Origin of the sequence: Collinsella aerofaciens (assembly GCF_015558785.1) — a bacterium.
GTDB lineage: Bacteria > Actinomycetota > Coriobacteriia > Coriobacteriales > Coriobacteriaceae > Collinsella > Collinsella aerofaciens_P.
In genome coordinates this window covers 1-19,823 of record NZ_JADMOP010000019.1, presented here as the reverse complement: position 1 = coordinate 19,823, position 19,823 = coordinate 1, and the positions used below count along the sequence as shown (strand labels likewise).

The 19,823-nt window shown below is 58.9% G+C and carries 13 protein-coding genes and 1 tRNA gene; 4 read left to right on the top strand and 10 right to left on the bottom strand.

Annotated elements, in window-relative coordinates; all coding sequences use genetic code 11:
* Nucleotides 1–81: 81 nt before the first annotated feature.
* Together I2G40_RS08455 and I2G40_RS08450 are read right to left on the bottom strand one after the other, a co-directional pair.
* On the bottom strand, nt 82–1,398 hold the full coding sequence (locus I2G40_RS08455; RefSeq protein ID WP_195544790.1) for an ABC transporter substrate-binding protein: 1,317 nt from the start codon (nt 1,396–1,398) through the stop codon (nt 82–84).
* Between the two features lie 305 nt (nt 1,399–1,703).
* Nucleotides 1,704–2,423 carry a GntR family transcriptional regulator gene (locus I2G40_RS08450; protein WP_138375221.1) on the bottom strand — a complete coding sequence of 240 codons (720 nt, stop codon included), beginning with the start codon at nt 2,421–2,423 and terminating at the stop codon, nt 1,704–1,706.
* A 229-nt stretch (nt 2,424–2,652) separates the two neighbouring features.
* On the opposite strand from I2G40_RS08450, the gene I2G40_RS08445 reads away from it, so the two are divergent.
* From I2G40_RS08445 to I2G40_RS08430, 4 genes are all read left to right on the top strand, one after another.
* Nucleotides 2,653–5,103, top strand: coding sequence for a PTS transporter subunit EIIC (locus tag I2G40_RS08445; RefSeq protein ID WP_195544789.1), 2,451 nt, complete (start codon nt 2,653–2,655; stop codon nt 5,101–5,103).
* Nucleotides 5,104–5,228: 125 nt separating this feature from the next.
* Nucleotides 5,229–6,242, top strand: coding sequence for a polyprenyl synthetase family protein (locus I2G40_RS08440; RefSeq protein WP_324252595.1), 1,014 nt, complete (start codon nt 5,229–5,231; stop codon nt 6,240–6,242).
* Nucleotides 6,243–6,380: 138 nt separating this feature from the next.
* The gene (locus tag I2G40_RS08435; RefSeq protein ID WP_022094145.1) at nt 6,381–7,286 is read left to right on the top strand and encodes a peptidoglycan-binding domain-containing protein; all 906 of its coding nucleotides are present in this window, start codon (nt 6,381–6,383) and stop codon (nt 7,284–7,286) included.
* 38 nt (nt 7,287–7,324) lie between these two features.
* A tRNA-Gln gene (locus tag I2G40_RS08430) sits at nt 7,325–7,396 on the top strand.
* Between the two features lie 342 nt (nt 7,397–7,738).
* On the opposite strand, the gene I2G40_RS08425 is transcribed toward I2G40_RS08430, so the two are convergent.
* The 8 genes from I2G40_RS08425 to acpS form a co-directional block, all read right to left on the bottom strand.
* Nucleotides 7,739–9,919 (bottom strand): hypothetical protein, encoded by a 2,181-nt coding sequence (locus I2G40_RS08425; protein ID WP_195544787.1) that lies wholly within the window; start codon nt 9,917–9,919, stop codon nt 7,739–7,741.
* Nucleotides 9,920–10,104: 185 nt separating this feature from the next.
* Nucleotides 10,105–11,994, bottom strand: coding sequence for a carbon starvation CstA family protein (locus tag I2G40_RS08420; protein ID WP_195544786.1), 1,890 nt, complete (start codon nt 11,992–11,994; stop codon nt 10,105–10,107).
* A gap of 812 nt (nt 11,995–12,806) precedes the next feature.
* On the bottom strand, nt 12,807–15,191 hold the full coding sequence (gene tsaD, locus I2G40_RS08415; protein ID WP_195544785.1) for a tRNA (adenosine(37)-N6)-threonylcarbamoyltransferase complex transferase subunit TsaD: 2,385 nt from the start codon (nt 15,189–15,191) through the stop codon (nt 12,807–12,809).
* Nucleotides 15,178–15,684 carry a tRNA (adenosine(37)-N6)-threonylcarbamoyltransferase complex ATPase subunit type 1 TsaE gene (gene tsaE / locus I2G40_RS08410; RefSeq protein ID WP_006235849.1) on the bottom strand — a complete coding sequence of 169 codons (507 nt, stop codon included), beginning with the start codon at nt 15,682–15,684 and terminating at the stop codon, nt 15,178–15,180. The genes tsaD and tsaE overlap by 14 nt, the downstream gene beginning before the upstream one ends.
* Before the next feature lie 12 nt (nt 15,685–15,696).
* A complete protein-coding gene (locus tag I2G40_RS08405) occupies nt 15,697–16,317 on the bottom strand; it encodes a uracil-DNA glycosylase (RefSeq protein WP_195544784.1) in 621 nt (206 codons plus the stop codon).
* An 8-nt stretch (nt 16,318–16,325) separates the two neighbouring features.
* Nucleotides 16,326–17,471, bottom strand: a complete 1,146-nt coding sequence (gene alr, locus I2G40_RS08400) for an alanine racemase (RefSeq protein ID WP_035137770.1) — start codon at nt 17,469–17,471, stop codon at nt 16,326–16,328.
* Between the two features lie 2 nt (nt 17,472–17,473).
* Nucleotides 17,474–19,090 carry an NAD(P)H-hydrate dehydratase gene (locus tag I2G40_RS08395; protein WP_195544783.1) on the bottom strand — a complete coding sequence of 539 codons (1,617 nt, stop codon included), beginning with the start codon at nt 19,088–19,090 and terminating at the stop codon, nt 17,474–17,476.
* A complete protein-coding gene (gene acpS / locus I2G40_RS08390) occupies nt 19,091–19,630 on the bottom strand; it encodes a holo-ACP synthase (protein WP_117630072.1) in 540 nt (179 codons plus the stop codon).
* Between the last annotated feature and the right edge of the window lie 193 nt (nt 19,631–19,823).

Sequence of the window (19,823 nt, the reverse complement as noted above, 5' to 3'; positions counted from 1 at the left end):
GTCCTTTCAATATGCAGGGGGCGGGCAAACCAACGTCTGCCCGCCCCCTGTCGCTAATCAGATAGCTTGGGCAGCAACTACTTACTCGGAAGCAGCCTTCTCGGTCTTCCAGCCATCGACGAAGGCGTTCTTGACGCCGTCCCACTTGCTGTTGTCGGCAGCATAGGCGATCAGAGCCTGCTTGAGGTTCTTCTTCCACTCCTCAGAGGGGATGTAGACGAAGTCCCAAGCGACGGTCTTCTTGCCGTCCTTGGCCATGGCGACGGCCTGCTGCGAGAAGACGTTGGTGGTTTCCTTGGCGCTCTTGAACGGGGCAGTCAGACCCATCTTGTCAGCGATGATGCTGGTGGCGGTGTCAGAAGTGACGCACCAATACATGAAGTCCTCGGTGGCCTTCTGGGCATCCTCGGAAGCCTGGGAGCTGACGCACCAGTAGTTCTCGCCGCCGGAGCACAGGCCCTGGTTCTCCTCGCCGTCGACACCGATGTAGATGGGCATCATGCCAATCTGATCGTCGGTCATGCCGGCCTTGGTGAGGTCAGCGTAGGCCCAGGAGCCGTTCTGATAGAAGACGGCCTTGCCGGTTGCGAACTCGTTGGTGGCGTCGTCGCCGGTCTTGGAGGCAAGCTGCGAAGGATCGCAGGTGGAGTCGGTGATGTACAGGTCGAAAATCTGCTTGAAGTTGTCGAGATACTCGCCCTTGATCTCGTCGTCCTCCTGGTTGTGCTCCTTCTCGAACTCGTAGTAGAGCGGGAGGTTGGCGAGGTGGGTGGTGTAGCGCCAGCTGGAGGAGTCATCCATGCCAGCAGAAGTGAAGGCGCCCTCAATGCCAAGCTCGTCCTTGCGGGCCTGGATGTCGTCGGCACAAGCCTTCAGCTTGTCGAAGGAGTTGATGTCCTCGGCCTTGTAGCCAGCCTTCTCGAGCAGCTGCTTGTTGTAGATGATGCCGTAGCTCTCCTGGACCCAGTCGATACCCAGATCCTTGCCATCGGACTGCAGAGCCAGGGAGTCGTCAATGAGCTCACCGCGGAGCTTGGTATCGGACAGGTCGGCGCAGTAATCCTTCCAGTTCTTAAGGCCGGTGGGGCCGTTGACCTGGAACAGGGTCGGAGCGGAGCTCTTGGACATCTCGGACTTGAGCTTCTCCTCGTAGGTGTTGGAGGCAGCGGTCACGATCTTGACCTCGACGCCCTTCTCCTTCTTATAGGCCTTGGCGATCTCCTTCCACTCCTTGTCGACCTCGGGCTTGAATTGGAGGAAGTAGACCTCGGCAGCGTCACCAGAAGCAGAGGAGCCGGAGCCGGCAGAACCACCGCAGCCCACGAGACCCAGACCAAGAACCGCAGCCGCGGAACCAGCAAAGCCCAGGAACTGCCTTCTGCTCATTTCGTTCTTCATTACAATCCACCCTTTCACACCGTGGCGGCACCCTTTGCCGCCGCCTTCGGAGATTGGCTCGGGGACTTTGCCCCTTTTGCTGATTTGTACGATACGCTATTTGGATAGTTGTTTGAACAAGTATTACTAGAGCGGTAGAAAAACTTCGGTGAACGGTAATTTCAACTTGATACTTGACAAGTTTTGTATAAACAATTATTTGTTATTGAATGCAGAGAAAACGCCCGGTCAAGCCGATGTACCGTCGGTTTGACCGGGCGTTTTCGCTTTGAGGACATGAGTCTCGCAGGCTGCGAGCTAGCCGGCTATCGCTTGGAATTGACGCGGTAATGGAAGATCTCGGGGTGTGTGCGAGTGTGCGTCACCTCAAACAAAATGCCATCCGAGGTGTACGACTGACTCTCCATGACGGCAACGCAGTTGTATTTGCCGAGGTCAAGATAGCTGCAGTCTTCATCGTTGGCGAGCTCGACACTCACCGTACGACGGCTCGCCATCACTTTGACACCGCGCTTGTGCTCCAGATAGCCGTAAATAGAATCTGCCGCGATCTCGGGGGTCAGGCCCTTGGCGATCGACGCCAAAAAATAGCCATGGTCCACTTGGCGCGCGTTGCCGTTAAGGCTTCGGACACGCACTACGCGAATAAGCTCCTCGCCCACCCTAAAGCCCAGGCGACAAGAGAGCTGCTCGGTGCAAATCAAATGTTCAAAGGACTTAACGACCGTCGATGCAACGGCATTGTTGCGTTTTGCAAACTCGCCAAACGACTCAACCTCTTCGAGTGCGCCCAACATGTCGGTTTCGCCCTTAAGCCAAATAACGCGCACGCCCTTGCCATGTATGGGCTGCACAAACATCCCGTCGGCCAGCATGCTCAAAGCGCGGCGGACGGTATTGCGCGTGCAGCCAAATTCCGCGGTCAGCTCGGCTTCGGTTGGCAGCATCTCCTGAAACGCATAGGTCCCGTTAATGATGCGCGAACGGATCTCGCGGTAGATTCCTTCGTATATCGCTTTTGGCATTGTTTCACCTCTACATTATTTATTTCCGGCTAGGCACGATAGCATTTCTTAAAGTTGTTTAAACCGAATATCGGTAAAGCGACAGGATTTAACCGTTGACGGTTTCTGTCGTGCCCAAATCGGTTTCGCTCAAAACTGCCGGTACGACAATCGTCTGGTCCTCTACAATGAATCCATTGTTTAAACGTTTCCCCACGCGCAACGCGCCTCGATATTCGGAAGGCAGAACATGCTGCAAAAAATCCAACGCTTTGGCGGGGCGATGTTCGCTCCCGCCATGCTGTTTTCTATATCAGGCCTCATGGTCGGCGTCTCCGCTCTCGCAACGACTGCGGACATCGTCGGCGATCTCGCCGTATACGGAACCCCTTGGTACATTTTTTGGGCTATCATCCAGCGCGGCTCATGGACGGTCTTTAAACGCCTCCCGCTCCTTTTTGCCGTAGCGCTGCCTATCGGTCTTGCCCAAAAGCAACCGGCACGCTGCTGCCTCGAGGCACTCGTGGCCTATTTTGCCTATTGCTTCTTTTTGAGCGAGATCATTAAGCTGAGCGGAGACAACCTTGGACTTAAGTACCCGTCATCTTTGACCCCCGCCAACGGTATCACCGTCATCGACGGCATCAAGACGCTCGACACCGGCATTATCGGCCCGCTGGCGGTATCGGCAACCGTCGTCGCCATCCATGACCGCTTCTACGATGCCAAGGTTCCCGATTGGCTCGGCACCTTCTCGGGCTCCTCGCTGGTCTACCTCATCAGCTTTTTTGCCGTGTTTGCCCTTGCCGCTATCTCGGCCGCCATCGTGCCCTCCGTATACGCAATGACCGAAACGCTGCGCCATGCACTTACGAGCGTCGGCCCCTTTGGCGTGGGCATCTTTGTGCTTTTGGAGCGAGCACTCGAGCCCATGGGGCTGCACCACCTGCTCTACATGCCGATCTACTACGACAACCTGGTCATTAACGACGGCATCTACGCCACGTGGAGCAGCTTGCTCCCCATCCTCTCCCATAGCACGCGCCCCCTTAATGAGCTTGCGCCGTGGGCCGGTTTTACCGCCACCGGCTGGGTCAAGCTCTTTGGCCTTCCTGCCATCGCAGCTGCGTTCTACTCCACCGCAAAACCCGAGCGCCGCGCCGGCCTCAGGGTCATCCTTGTTCCCGCCATCATCGCCTCGGTGGTTTGCGGCGTTACCGAGCCACTCGAGTTTCTCTTTATGTTCACCCACCCCGGGCTCTTTTTGCTCTATGCCGTCTTATCGTCTTGCCTTGCCACAACCATGAATCTCTTTGGCATCGTCGGCATCTTCTCGGGCGGCCTCATGGAGATGGCAGCCTTCAACTTTATTCCGCTCATGCGCACGCATGCCGGTGCCTATCTTTTGGCGCTCGGTATCGGCCTTGCCTTTAGCCTCATCTTTTTTGTTAGTTTTCGAGCACTCATCTTGGTCTATGACCTTAAGACACCGGGCCGCGAGGATCATGTCGCCAATCGCGCGGCAATCGATTGTTTAACGGGAAACGACTTTGCCAAAGAGCAATCCCCCAATGACGAGGTCAATAGTCGATCCGATCAAGATCACGTCCTCGCTGAGCGGGTAATTCAGCTTTTAGGTGGCGTTGGCAATATCGTGGGCGCAACCAACTGCGCCACGCGTCTGCGCGTCGAGGTCGCAGACCCTTCCATCGTTGCAGATAACGCGTCGTTTGTCGCGGTGGGTGCCAAGGGCCTCATCATTACGGGCAAGACCGCCCAGGTGATCATCGGCATCTCCGTTCCCCGCGTTAAAGAGCATTTTGACCAGATCATGGGCCTCGAGCCGGGATTTGTGCCCACCACCTCGGCCTCCCCTGTCGCCAGCGCAGCCCATAAGCACGGCGATATCTGCTTCTTCGATATAGACGGAACGCTCGCCTGGCAAGACCCTCGAGTGGCACAAGAGCTTCCCGAGAGCGAGCGTGACCTGTCCCCCTATCCCAACGAGGCGGTCTCGCAGGCCATCCGCGATTTCGTTGCAAACGGCAACATGGCCTTCATCTGCACAGGACGCACCCTCAGCTGCATCCACCCCAAACTTCTTGAGCTGCCCTGGACCGGCATCGTCTGTCTTGCGGGCGGTTACGCCGAGATCAACGGACATGCAATTCGCGATCTGTCGATGACGCCCAGTATGCTGCAGCGTCTTGCCCCCTACCTTGAGCAATCGGGCGAGGTCATCCGCTTTGAGGGCCTCAACGGCGTCGTGCGCATGAGTGCCGATGCCCCCGATGCTCCCGGATACGCGCGCACCCTGGGCGACGCAGTCACGCAGCTGCAACATTACAGTGTCTACAAGATCTTGATGTCTACATCGCTCGCCAACCACATCGCTCAAGATAAGGCACTTGAGCCGCTGCTGTGCTTTAACGAGCTCGAACTCGAGGTAACCGAAATCTCGCCCCGCGAATGCACGAAGCGCGGGGGTATCCAGTCTGTACTCGACGCCCTCGATCCCCACCACGGAACCGTATACGGCATTGGCGACGCCAGCAATGACGTCTCGCTGATGAATGCCGTCGATGTCGGCATCGCCATGGGCAATGCGCCGGACTATCTCAAGGATAAGGCCGATTACGTGACCGACACCGTCGATCACGACGGTGTCGTTGCGGCGCTCGAGCATTTTAGGCTGATTTAGGCACACTCCATCAAACGCACGCCCGTTGTCCTAAATCGCCAAAACTGCCGCGCCAAACGCCCTGATGTGGCAATATGTTGTCTGCATATTGCATCAATGCAACCTCAGAAAGAATGCGAGAACCCGTGTCCAGTCCGTTTACCAGCTTTTTAGCCCAGCACTTTGACCAGATTAACGACTATCTGGCCACGTTCTTTGACGGACAGGCGACCTCTGCCGATATCGAGCGCTACCTGTATGCGCCGCTCTCGGCTTTTACGGCCAACGCCGGCAAGCGCCACCGCCCGCTTATCTGCATGCTCGCCGCAACCGCAGTGGGCGGTAGCTTTGAGAGCGCCCGCAGCGCTGCGGCAGCCATCGAGCATTTCCAGTCGGGCGCGCTGATCCACGACGACATAGCCGACAACGGACAGCTTCGTCGAGGCAAGCCCTGCATGCACCTTACCGAGGGCACGGGCCTTGCCATCAATTGTGGCGACCTGGCGCTCACCATGGTCACCAAGACGGTTCTCGACGACCCCACGCTGGAGTCCGACGTGAAGCTGCGCGTGCTCCACGAGCTTACCGAGATGATCGTCCGCACCATCGAGGGTCAAGCACTCGACCTGGGTTGGGTCCGTGACGGGCGCTTTGATATCTCGGTTGATGACTACCTGGACATGGCGACGCACAAGACCGCGTTTTACAGCGGAGCCACGCCGCTTGCCACCGGAGCCATTATCGGCGGCGGCAGCGATAAGCAAATCGAAGCGCTGCGCGCCTTTGGCCTGCACACGGGCCTTGCCTTTCAGATTCAGGACGACCTGCTCAACCTTGTCGGCACTAAGGAAGCCGCCAACAAGGACTTCCGCACCGACATCACCGAGGGCAAGCGCACGCTTGTCGCCGTACACGCCCTCTCTGATGAGCGCCACCACGACGAGGTCGAGGCGATTCTTTCCTCGGGCACCGATGATCCCGCGCAGCTCGCACGCGCCGTGGAGATCTTCCAAGAGGCCGGCTCTATCGATTACGCCCACACTTACGCGCTCGACCTGACCGCTAAGGCCAAAGCGGCCATCGAAAACGTTGAGCTTGATCCGCACGCACGCGAGCTGTTCCTCTCCATGGCAGATTTCTTTGTGGAGCGCCTTAACTAACGGGGGTTATAAAACCTGTCAGCAGCGTATTTAGGCACAACTTGCTACACTGTTGAGTGCATGTTTATGCATCCCTTTGCGTTGTCTATCCGACAGACGCTCAAATAGTACGAATGGTACGCCGAAAGGGGTTCGTTCATGGAACCTATTACAACGGGCATGCAAGGAGCAGCCGTCGAGGACGTGCAGTCTCGTCTCCTGCAGCTCGGCTACACGATTGATGCCGCCGAAGTCACCGACAAGTACTTTGGAGCCACCACTGAGCAGGCCGTCAGCACCTTCAGACTCGACAGCGGCCTTGCTGCCGGTCATGCCGTCGATATCCCCTGTTGGAGCGCCCTTGTAGACGCTTCGTATAAGCTGGGCGACCGCACCCTCTATCTGCGCATGCCCAATTTCCATGGCGCCGATGTGCAGGCCCTGCAGCGCGCTCTCAACGTTTTGGGCTTTGCCTGTGGCGAAGACGACGGCTACTTTGGCCCGCATACCGAGGCCGCCCTGCAGCAGTTCCAGGAAAATGTCGGCCTGTTTGCCGACGGCATGGCCTTCCAGGACACCTACGCCTACATCAACCGCCTGCACCATGTGTGGGAGGGCAAGCCCTCGGTCACCGAAGCCGAGTCCCGCATCGGTTTTGCTCGCGCCGCCAACGTGCTCGAGCGCTTCCAGATTGCCGTTATCGGCGAGGACCCCATCGCGCGCAGCGTTGCGTCGCGCATGTGGAATATCGCCACGGCAACGACCGACAACAGCGGCATGATGCTCTGCGACTCCGAGGTCCCAACCGACGTAGATCTGGTGCTCGAGATCGCAAGCGACGAGCTGCCCGCCGACGCCGCACCGCGCGCCACGATTGCCCTCGCCGAGTGCCACAACCTGGCCCAGCGCATCCGCACTGCCAATGTCGCCGCGCAGCAGAAGCCGGCACGCATTCGCATTGAGCTCACGGGCATGACGCGCTACAACGGCACCTTCACGGCCAGCGACGCGCAGACACTCGCCGTACGCCTGCTCGATGGCGTTTGCGATGCCCTCGCAGATTAGGTAAACTAAACGAGTTGCTTTTGGGCAACACCACACATTGGGACGTAGTTCAACGGTAGAACTCCGGTTTTTGGTGCCGGCTGTTGGGGGTTCGAATCCCTCCGTCCCAGCCCTTAAGAACACAGCGCTCCAGGCCCTTATGAACCTGGAGCGCTTTCTTGTGGGCAAGCGGAGGGATTCGAACCCGCAAGGAATCTACCTATATAAGACAGACGCCCCAGGCCCATAACGACCAAGAGCGCCTTACATCTTGAAATATCAGCCCAGTTCCGAAAAGCGAGCCGCATGCAACAACCAAGTAACCACAGGCCCCGGGAGAGCGGGGACACCGGCTTAGGTTTATCGCGAGTTCCGCACGAACAGGAGGCCACTTAATGTGGCCTCCGTCGTGAGCAGGACTGTAGAGCAGGAAACCTAAGCCGGTGTCCCCGCTCTCCCGGGGCCGGCGGAATCTAGTTGTTCAGCATGCGGTCGAAGCTTCCCGAGTCGCCATCCCGATAGTCTGCGGTCATCAGAATCTCCTGCGGAATGCGCCCGCCTTCACGCAGCACGTTGCGGAACTGCACGCGCGTAACCATGGGCAGATCCTTGATCGTCGCTGCCAGGTTCTGCGGCACGCCCTGGTTGGCAGCCGCGGGCTCGCACTCGCCGCCGGCCTTCACGCGACGCTTATGCTCGGCGAGCATGGCGCGGTACATGCCGGCATGCAGGCGAATCTCAACCACATTGGCATTGCGAGCCTGTTCGACGATGCGCGCGCCCTCGCGATCGATATCGCCCACGTAGTAGACGTAGTTAAAGCGATAGCCAATCTCGGCCAGATAATCGTCCAGGGCATGCGAGACGCTCGCCTTGCATCCGCCGCCAAAAATCACGCCGCCCACCTTGATGCCAAAGAGCTTGGCGTGCTTGCGGCCACGCAGCAGCTTGACGATCTCGTCGTAGGTGTCCAGGTTCTCGACCATAATGAACGGCTTGTCGGCTCCCAGCGTAAAGAAGCCCGTAAAGTGCACGGGGCGATTGGGGGCGACCTTGATCGCCTGCATGCTGATGCCCTTTTCGGTCATACGCCTGATCAAGCGCTCACCGTGCTTGCCGTCAAAAGCCTTCTCGTCGTTAAAGATCTGGTAGGCACGCTGGCGGCGCGAGGCAACCGGCGTATCGGCACCTCGGTTCTGCTCGATCCAAGCCTGGATGATTGCGATTTCCTCGGCAATCTTGCGGTTGGACATCTCGTTGTGCTGAGTGCGCTGCGGAGCCTTTTTGCCGTCCTTGCCCTCGACCTTTACGATCTGCGTCTGCTGCTCCTTGATCTTAGAGAGCGCCGTGGGCGTAGGGACAACCTTGAGCAGCTGCCTGCCTAAAACGCGGGCAAGAGCAAACGCCGAGACCTCGCCGTGGGCGGCCGACTTGGGCTGCCGGGCAGCAGTATCTGCTGCGGCAGACTCCGGCTTCTTCTGAGACTTGCGCTTAGAATCGCCTTGGGAATTGCGCTCGCGCTTCGGCATAGGCGCCTGCTTCTGCGGACGATCGGACTTGCTCTCCTTCGCCGGCTGGCGCTTAGGCTGCCCCGAAGAAACCTCGACCTTCGCATCCTCGTCCTGCGGCGTGATCTTCTCGGCTGCAGTCTCGGCATGGGAACTGCGGCCCCCACGATGGCGACGGCGGCGAGGCTTGCTCGACGCGCCCTGCTCCGCCTGCTCATCAGTAGGCTGCTGGCCCTTGGCCTCGGCATCAACCTCAAGCTGCGGCTCAGCAGGCTTCTGTTCGCGAGCCGCCGGCTCAACGGCCTTCTCGGCCTTCTCGTCCTGAGTGGTCGAAGCTGGCTCGCTCTTCTCCTGATGCCTTACGGGATACGCGCGCCCCGCAAAACCACGTCCGGGACGGCATGAACCCGGAGCCTTCTTGACCGGTTCATCGGACGCGTCAGCAGCCTCGACGGAATCCTGGACCTCGCATGCAATACCTCGCTGCTCGGCCTTAAAATGGGCACCGCGGCGACGCTTGGGCTCCTGGATCCCAGCATGCTCTTGAGTGCGAGTCGGCTCCTGCATCCCAACGGGCTTTTCCTCGACGGCCTCAGCATCCGTCTCACCCTTTTGAGCAACGGCGCGACGGAAGCGCTCCTGCTGGGCGCGGCGCTGAGCATCGCGCTTGCCGCCCCCGCCAAAACCGCCGCGTCCTGCCTTGGCCGTAAAGGCACGCACGACGTTCTCATCGAGCAACTCATCGGTATCGACATGCTCACGCGGAGCAGTTTCTTCCACAGCAGGCACGTCAGCGGAATCCTCGACGACGAAATCCTCGACGGACTCGGCAGGCTGCTCCTGGACATCGCTGATCTCGGCATTGATGGTATAGAACGCCGGGCGCCCGTTAATGCCGCTACCCTCGATCTTTGTCACGATATTTGCCGCGATAAGCTCATCGCGCATCGCCTTGGTGTCACATTCCTTATCGACGGAGCGGAAAATCTGCGCCAGCGCACTCGACTTAATCTTGAGCGCCTTGCGGCAGAGCAGGTCGTAGGCAACCAGCTTGGCACGCTCGGCAGAAAGCGACGTCTGGCTGCTCAGACGTTCAGCCAGGGCATCGACATTATTTTGGTTATCGGAATATACCGTCTTGGCCACGGGGCCCCTTTCATATGCACACATATACGTCCATATGGTACAACGCGCGCCCTTATCCATGCAAAACATCTGCGAGAACACTCGAGCGTCACCCGCTTTTGCATGAAAAAAAAGACCGAGCCCGCGAAGTCGCGGACCCGGTCTTTCCGAGTCATATAGATGTGACGTTCAACTCGTCAGGTCGACTAAGCCTTGGCGGCCTCGGCGTCGACGGGAGCCTCGGCAGCAGCAGTGCGGCCATACTCGGCCTTGCCCATCTCGGACCACTCGGGATCCTCGTCAGGCATGGAACCGGCCTCCTTGCCGAAGAACTCCTTGAGGCAGTTAACGGCAACGATGAGGCCCAGGACCATCAGCAGAACGGCAAAGACGAGCTGCAGGCCCTTGGTGGCGGCAACGGAGACGGCGGCCGTGGTGGCGGTAGCCGGGATGGTACCGAAGAAGCCGTAAGCCTGGACGGCGGTCATGCAGCCCATGGCGCTCTGCACCAGCGAGGTGAAGGTGCAGCAGAGCAGGAAGACGACGGGCACGTAGAGCATCCAACCCTTGCGGCCGGTGCACTTGCAGAACACGGCGAGGGTGATCATGGTCATGCCGCCGAGCAGCTGGTTGGAAGCACCAAAGAGCGGCCAGATGTTGGCATAGCCACCAAAAGCGAGGGCGAGACCAGGAAGCAGGGTAACGACCGTGGCGAACCAGGGGTTGCCGAGGACCTTCATATAGCCGGCCTTGGACTCGATGGCCAGGGCATCGTTGGTCTGGGCAAAGAACTCGGAGAACGAGGTGCGGGCGATGCGGGCGACGGCGTCGAGCGAGGTCAGGGCCAGAGCGGAGACGTTCATGGTCATAAAGACGGTAGCGAGCGTGCCGTCAACACCGAAGGCCTGCATACCGCGGGAGATGCCAGCGGCGAAGATCTGGAACGGGGTGGAAGCGACACCGGCGTTGAGGGCGCCGGTACCGGCGGTGTTCATGTCGGAGAACATGATGCCGGCGACGATGATGGCAAGGATGCCGACGAAGGACTCGACGATCATGGCGCCGTAACCGACCTTGACGGCGTCCTGCTCCTTCTCGACCTGCTTAGAAGAGGTGCCGGAAGAAACGAGGCTGTGGAAACCGGAGAGAGCACCGCAAGCGACGGAGACGAACAGGACCGGGAACATCATGCCGGAGGCAGTGGAGAAGCCGGTGAAGACCGGAGCGGTGATAGTGGCCTGACCGTTGACGCCCAGGACGACGATGCCGAGGACAGCGCAGACGATCATGACGATCATCATGATGGAAGTGAGGTAGTCACGCGGGGTCTTGAGCATCTGGATGGGCATAGCGCCAGCGAAGACCAGGTAGACCATGACGACGGCGAACCACTGGAACTTATCCAGGTAGACCGGGAACTGCATACCGACGGCGAACATGAGAACCATGAGGACCACGCCGGTGACGAACTCGGCAGCGCCGGTGAGGTTGAACTTCTTCTGGGCCCAACCAAAGGCGATAGCGACGAAGGTGAACAGGATGGAGATGGTACCAGCGCAGCCGGCGGCATAGGACTTGGTGAAGTCGATGGCACCGGTAGCAGCACCAGAAGCGTCAACGGCCGGGGTGAACATGAACGTCTTGCAGACCATGTCGGTGAAGGCGGCGATGACGATGATGCAGAACAGCCAGCAGAACAGCAGGAACAGGCGACGGCCGGTCTTGCCGATGTACTTCTCGATGAGCTGAGCGAGCGACTTGCCGTTGTTCTTCATCGAAGCGTACAGAGCACCAAAGTCGTGGACGGCACCAAAGAAGATACCGCCGACGAGGACCCAGAGCACGACGGGCAGCCAGCCAAAGGCCATGGCGACGATCGTACCCGTAACAGGGCCAGCACCGCAGATCGAGCTGAACTGGTGCGAGAACGCGGTGAAGGCGGAGACGGGCGAGAAGCTCTTGCCATCCTTCATGCGCTTGGCCGGCGTGAGGGCCTCTTTGTCAACGCCCCACTTGTTGGCCAGCCAGCGGCCGTAGCCCAGATAGCCGCAGGCGAGCACCGCCGCGGCCACAACCATGAGCAAAACTCCGTTCATTACATTTCCTCCTCTAAAAAGAACTTCCTAGACATAAAAAATGAGGGCCGTCGGTTGCGCTCGACGGCCCTCATCTTCATCAGCCGCCCGTTATCGTACGGGCTAGCTGTATGTGCTAACCCGCATCAGATAATTACTACGCTGATAATGTTTAGCTGATGCGTGAACATGTCTAAGAAATCCTCTTCAATCATGATGTGAACGATCCGTGCGTGTTCACATCCCCCAGTGGTTGAAAAGGAGTATGAAACTTTAGTTACCTAAAGTCAACGCAAATTTGTAATGAATTTTCAACTTTTTTGGATTTCTCGGTATAAAACGCCACTGACCTCGGACTTTACCCCACGACAGTTTTTGCATGAGAGATGCCCCTCGGGAGCGGGCGGGCGTATACAAGGTTTCCTGCTCTACAGTCCTGCTCGCACGGAGAGCACATTAAGTGCTCTCCGGCTCGTGCGGAACTCGCGATAAACCTTGTATACGCCCGCCCGCTCCCGAGGGGCTCCCATCCCAAATGCGGAGCAAAGCTCCGCACACCATCTTTTTCTTTCAGCTAAAGCACACCGGAAATTCGACGCAGCTGGCTAACCTTGCCGGACGTTGTCGACGCCAAACCAGCTCAGAAGCTATATCGATACAGAAAGGTCCCCGGCGCTGCCCGGGCGCCAGCGGCCGCATATGAACTTTATCGCGAGTTCCGCACGAACAGGAGGCCACTTAATGTGGCCTCCGTCGTGAGCAGGACTGTAGAGCAGGAAAGTTCATATGCGGCCGCTGGCGCCCGGGCAGCGCCGGGGACCGCACCCGTACGACTACAGCGTCATGTTTGGATCGGCGTCGACGTCGAACGGCGAGATTTCACCTCGGTCGAATTTACGGCGAGCGACCTCCGCAATCATGGCTGCGTTATCGGTACAGGCAGACAAGGGCGGCACCGTCACGCGAATGCCCTGGCGCCCGAGCTTCTTGATCATCATCTCGCGCAGATGCGGGTTAGCCGAGACGCCGCCGCCGATGCAATACTCCTTGCATCCGGTGGCATGCAGCGCGTTCTTGGCCTTCTTGTACTGCACGTCAAAGACAGCTGCCTCAAACGAAGCCGCCAGATCGGGCAGGTGAATCGTGCGACCGGCCTTGGTCTCCTGTTCAATGTAGAGCGTCACAGCGGTTTTAAGGCCCGAAAGCGAGAAGCGATAGTCTCCTCTGCTGTTAAGCGCACGGGGGAAATCGATCGCCTTGGGGTTGCCCGTCTCGGCCAGCTTGGAAATGATGGGGCCACCGGGATAGCCCAGACCCAACGCCTTGGCTACCTTGTCGAAGGCCTCGCCCACAGCGTCGTCGAGCGTCTCACCGAGCACCTCGTAGTCGCCCCACGCCTTCACGTGCACGAGCATGGTGTGCCCACCCGAGACAAGCGTGAAGATAAACGGCGGTTTGAGGTCGGGTTGCGCCAGCAGGTTGGCAAACAGGTGCCCCTCCAGATGGTTGACGCACACGAGCGGCTTGCCGGCAGCGTAGGCAAAGCCCTTGGCGAAGGCGACGCCAACCACGAGTGCGCCCACCAGGCCCGGACCCTGTGTCACGCCCACGGCGGCAAGCTCGCTGGGGGCAATGGCTCCATCCTCAAGACCAAGCGATGCTGCGGCATCCTCGAGCGCCGCATCCACGACACTCACGATCACCTCAACGTGCTTGCGCGAGGCGATTTCGGGCACCACGCCGCCAAAACGGGCATGGAAATCAATCTGTGTCGACACCTGGTTGGCCAGCATATTGCCATCCGCATCGATAATCGCCACGGCCGTCTCGTCGCAGGAACTCTCGATAGCGAGCACTAGGCGGCGGCGCTCAATTTCGGCACGTTCCCCCTCGGAGCGCCCAGGAGCAGGCAGCGGCCATACGCGCTGCTCTGCCGCCGTCGGCTCGGGCGAAGCATTGTCGACCGGAAGCACCAGGGGCAGCGGAGCCGTCATGACGATGGCATCCTTGCCGGCACCATAGTAGCCGCGGCGCCGTCCTGCCTCGGTAAAGCCCAGAGCGTTATAAAGCGCGATCGCTCCCTCGTTGCCGTCCTCGACCTCGAGCGAAGCCGTGGTGCAGCCGAGCATCTGGGCATCATAGCTCACATGCGACAGCAGCTTGCGGGCAATGCCCTCACGGCGATGTGCCGGGTCGACGGCGACATCCAGAATCTGCACATCACCGTCCACGACCATACCGCCGGCAAGGCCCAGTAGCTTGCCGTCGTCGTGTGCCACCCACCAACTACGCGGCGCAGCGACGTCCTCGCCCAGTTCGGACAGGAACATGCCCGGCGTCCACGCCTCGTGTCCGGCACCTTCAAAGCAGGCAGCCTCCAGCGCGCTCGCGCCCTCGGCATCCGCCGCGCCCATGGGACGGAACTGCAGATGACGGCCGGCGAGCTCATCGGCAACGCCCGTAATTTCGCTCTGCGCACTCTCGGCAAGACCAAGACGCTTGCGCTCGTTTTCCTCGGCATCCGAAAGGCGCGTGTAAATCGGCAGGACGCGGGCCGGATCGCCGTCACCCGCAGCGTGCGCGAGCAGCAAGCCCTCGCCCGAAGGCCACCACAGGTCGCGCTCCACGCAGCGGGCGGTCTCGTCCTCACCCAGCAGCTTGCCATAGCGCACGAGACCGTCACCGGTCAGCTGAACCTGGTCCCAGTCCGCTGCTCGGCGCCACTCATCGAGCGCCACGGCGGCCTTGACCACGTGTTCGCGCTCAAATTGACGCTCGGGACCCTCGTCGACCAGCATATACAGCGCCGGATATACCTCACCGCGCATAGCATCGGCCAAGATACCAAGCTTGCCGCGCACGCCAGCCTTCCACGCCGTCCAAGCGCATGCGTCGAGCGTCGACACGCCCAGCAGCGGAACATTGGCACCACGCGCGAGGCCCTTGGCAGTGGAGATGCCGATGCGCACACCCGTAAAGGACCCCGGGCCGCGGCCGACCACATAGCAACCAACATCGCTGCGATCCAGACCGGCTTGAGCCAGCACGCCATCAACGGTATTCACGAGCTCAACGTTGGCGTGACGGCGACACATGTGGTCGCCACTCACGAGCTTCGTCTCGCCCGTCTGCCCATCAATCCAGCTTGCCGCGCAGGCAAGCATGTCGGTCGAGGTATCGAGCGCCACCACCAGCGCGTTGTCGTTATGCAAGCTCATCTTGTACAGCCTTATCAATCAAATGGGAAAGCTCCATTGCGCGGTCACCGTGCGCCTCAAGCGTTATCGTTCGCACATCGCTGTCGCCCTCATCACGCTTGAGCGTCACCGAAAGATACTCGTCCGTCAGCTCGTCCTGGAATTGTTCGCCCCATTCCAGCAGGCAAGCACCCTCATAGCCCAGCACATCGAAAATGCCCGTATCCTCGAGCTCGTAGGCATGCTCCAGGCGGTATAGATCAAAGTGAAACAGCGGAATACGACCTTGATCGTGAACGGCCATGAGCGCAAACGTAGGACTCGTAACCATATGCCCATCGCCCAGCCCGCGCGAGACGCCCTTGGTAAAGTGAGTTTTGCCCACTCCCAGGCCACCGGTCAGGATGAGTACATCGCCGTCCTCAAGGCACGGTGCAATTAGCTCGCCAAAGTACTCCGTATCGGCAGCGCAAGTCGTTTTGTAAGTACCTACCCCCAGGCGCTCCAGGGACATATATGCTCCTTATTATTCCGAGGCGTCCTCTGATGCGGGATGTCGCTCCAGATAATCGCCCAGCATCTTAAAGTCTTCCTCCAGCAGCTCCTGCCACGCCGGATTGCGCAGCGCTGCTGCCGGATGAAACGTGGGCATTACTACAAAATGCCCCATCTGGTGGAACCTGCCGCGCAGCTTAGTAATGCCAATCTCGGTCTTAAGCACAAAGTGCGTCGCGGGGTTGCCGAGCGTCACGATAATATCGGGCCAGATGCTTCGAATCTGCTCACGCAAAAACGGCGAGCAAGCCAGCACTTCCTCGGGACGCGGATTGCGGTTTCCCGGCGGGCGGCATTTAAGCACGTTGGCAATGTAGACGTCTTCGCGTTTGAGCCCCGCCAGCGACAAAATGCCGTTGAGGTCTTCACCCGCCGCCCCCACAAAGGGTTCGCCCTGCAAATCCTCATTGCGGCCCGGCGCCTCGCCAATAAACATCACGCGAGCGCGGGGGTTTCCCACGCCAAACACGATATTGCGACGCGACTGGTAGAGCTGGCAGAGGTGACAATCGCCCAGAACGGCCTCAATCTCCTCGAGTGCGACCTCACGTGGCGCCTGATGGCTATGGCCGGGGATGTGCATGACGCCCATAGCGGCTCCTACACGTAGACCTTGTCGAGACGCATGCCAAAGCCGCAGGCGACCTCGTAGTTAATCGTTCCGCGCAGTCGGGCCATCTCGTCCATGGTAATCTCGGCATCGCCATCGCGGCCGACAATAATCATCTCGTCACCATACTCGGCCTCGGGAATCTCGTGTGCCGGGTTGGACTGAATGGCGACCATAAACTGGTCCATGCAGATATTGCCAACCTGATGCACGCGCTCGCCGCGATACAGCACATCCATACGATTGGAAAGCGTACGCGATAGGCCGTCGGCATAACCGATCGGCAGCGTGCAGATCTGAACGCGCGTACGCGGTACGCGGTAGGTAAAACCGTAGCCCACGCCCTCACCCATCGCAGGGTGTGCCACGCGCGTCACGCGCGCATGGACGCTCATAACGGGGTCAAGCTGCATCACGCGGCCACTCAGCTCGCACGGCTGCATGCCATACAAGCCAACGCCAGCGCGAATCATATCAAAATGCATCGAGGGGTCGAGCATCGAGGACGGCGTGTTGGCGCAGTGCACGATACCGCACTCAAAACCCGCATCCTTAATGGCCTGAACGGCCTCGGTAAAGCGCTGACACTGCAGCTTGTAGTCCCAGCCCGAAGGTTCATCGGCCGTGGCGAAGTGCGTAAATACGCCGTCGCACTGAATACCGCGATGGAAATTAATACCGCGGACAAAGTCGAGCACCTGTGTGTAGTGTACGCCGATACGATTCATACCCGTCTCGATGGCGAGATGATACTTGCCCACTTTGCCCGCCGCGACGGCACATTCGCCATACGCAAGAGCAAAGTCAGACGTATAGACCGAGGGCATGATATCAAACTCGAGCAACGTCGGAATGGCCTCGATAGGCGGCTCGCTTAGGATGAGGATGGGTTTCGTGATCCCGCCCTGTCGGAGCTCAACGCCCTCGTTAACCGTCGCCACGGCAAACATGTCGGCACCGGCCGAATACATGATCTTGGCGCACTCAACAGCTCCATGACCATAAGCATCGGCCTTGACCACGCAGCACAGGCGCTGACGTGGATTCAGCAAGTTCTTATAGGCCCTCGTGTTGCGACGGAGCGCCCCGCGGTCGATCTCGACCCAGGACCAGCGCGTCAAATCGGCTTTATTCATGATTAGTCATCCGACCCTTCGTCCATGATTCCCAGATCTTCGAGCGCATCCTTTGCCGCCAGTTCCATGGCAGGACCGATCAAGTCGATAAGATCGGTCGCGATGACGCTCTTCTCACCATACTCCGTCGCCGCGGCAAAACCGGCGTAGCTGTGAAGTGCGACGGCGTACGAATACAGCAACTCCCAACGATCCATCTCGTCGCGCATGGTGGCAAGCGTGCCGGCCAAAATACCCGCGAGAACATCACCCGAACCGGCAGTTGCCAGAGAAGCCGGACCCGAGAGCGGCAGCAGCACACGCTCAACGCCACAGATAGCCGTCGTCGGCCCCTTGGCAATGACCACCAGATTGTCGGAGCCTGCAGCCCAGACAACCTTCTGCGCGGCCGCAATCGCGGTACCAAGGTCGTTCACCTCGTCACCGGCAACCAGACGCGAAAGCTCACGATAGTGCGGCGTCATAACCAACGGCTGCTCGCGACGATACATCTCGGGATTACTATCAATACCGTCAATGGCAATCTTAGCAAGGCAGTTGAGTGCATCGGCGTCCAAAATAAGCGGTACATCAAGCTCGAGCAAGCCCGAAACCACCTGCATAGCGCCGGCAGACGTCGTCATACCGGGACCGCACAGTACGCAGCTGTACTTCTTTGCAATCTCGCACACCGTCATGCGCGCAGCGGCGCCAAAGGAGCCGCGGGAATCAGACGGAATAGCAAAGACGGGAATCGAAGGAAGTGCCATGCGAATAAGATTAGCGCAGGCGTCAGGAGCCGCGACTGCCACGTAACCAGCACCCGCGCGAGCTGCAGACTTGGCCGCCATAATGGCAGCACCAGGATATTGCGCAGATCCGGCGACAATAAGCACAGAGCCACGGGAATACTTATCGATATTCGTAGGAAGTGGAGCAAAGAAATCAACTAAGTCACCGGGCTCGACAATCTCGGCGGCGTGGTCGACATCATCGATGACCTCGTCAAGACGGTCGTAAAGATTGCCGCAGATCAAATCGCCAGCATACTCAGGGCCATCGGCGCTATACAAACCAATCTTGGGCGCAATCATCGTCACCGTATGTTCGGCACGAATGCAGTCGTCATCAACAACGCCCGTCTCGGCATTCAGGCCCGAGGGGACATCAATGGATACGACACAATCGGCGCATTCATTGACCGTAGGAATCCAGATGGAGAACGGCGCACGCAGATTCCCGTGAAAACCGGTACCAAAAATGGCATCGACAACAACATCGGCCTTATCGATCAAAACCTCGAGTTCGTAACGCGAAGGGCCGACGCAAACGTGCACATCGCGGCCGGCAGTACGACGAGCAACATGACGTGCCAGAGCAGCAGGAATCTCATCCGGTTCAACCGGAGAAACGATATCCACGTCCACACCCTTATGGCTCAGGATATCGGCGGCAACCCAACCGTCGCCGCCATTATTACCAAAACCGACCAGAAAGAGAACCCGATCGGGATTGAGCTTCAAGACCTCGTTGGCGGCAAACTCACCCGCTAGCTCCATAAGCTCGGCCTTCGAAGTCCCTTCGCGTTCGATGATATCCTCGAGACGAACGACTTCTTCGGTACTCAAAACCGGTTTCATCTATGCTCCTAGCGTATCTTGCGAAGCATCGCCCAGGTGCTCCGTCAATGCTGAATTCTGCAGCTGCTCAAGCTCATCTAAAACAGAGCGAGCCTCTTTAAATGTCTGCGCAACGCGTTTCTTAGTGCTCACCTTTTCATCTTTTGGCTTAGGCCGAGCATCTTCGGTAATCGCGATGGCATTCGCAACGGCTAAGTCTCCTGTAAGGGTAATGGAAAGAGCGACCTCAACAACACCCAGCTCATGAGCGATCTCGAGTGCACGGCCCGAAAGCAGCGCCTTCGGTTTGCCGAGTTTATCACGCGTTACCGAAACATCCTTGCGACCCACGCCTTGACTAAAACCCGTGCCGAGAGCTTTAAGCACCGCCTCGCGCGAAGCAAAGCGGCTCGCATAGTGAGCAGCGGGACGCGATGATGCATCGCAATACGCACGCTCTTCTTCGGTAAACACACGCCGAGCAAACGACGGCGTCTTTTCAAGAATTGATTTCATACGGGAAATCTCGACGATATCAACGCCGATACCAGCTTCAGCCATGTTCACCTCCATATCGCACAGACTAAGTTATTGTAGCCCGTTCACAGAAGATGCGACAAACGAGGGTTATAAAACACAGCTACTATGTGAGACAAGAGCCCGTAAACGCAAAAAAAGGGGGAGGCCGCGAGGCCTCCCCCTTCTCAGTTCAAGCGTACGGCTCGGTGCCGTCCACCGGTCAGCGGCGCCCTGG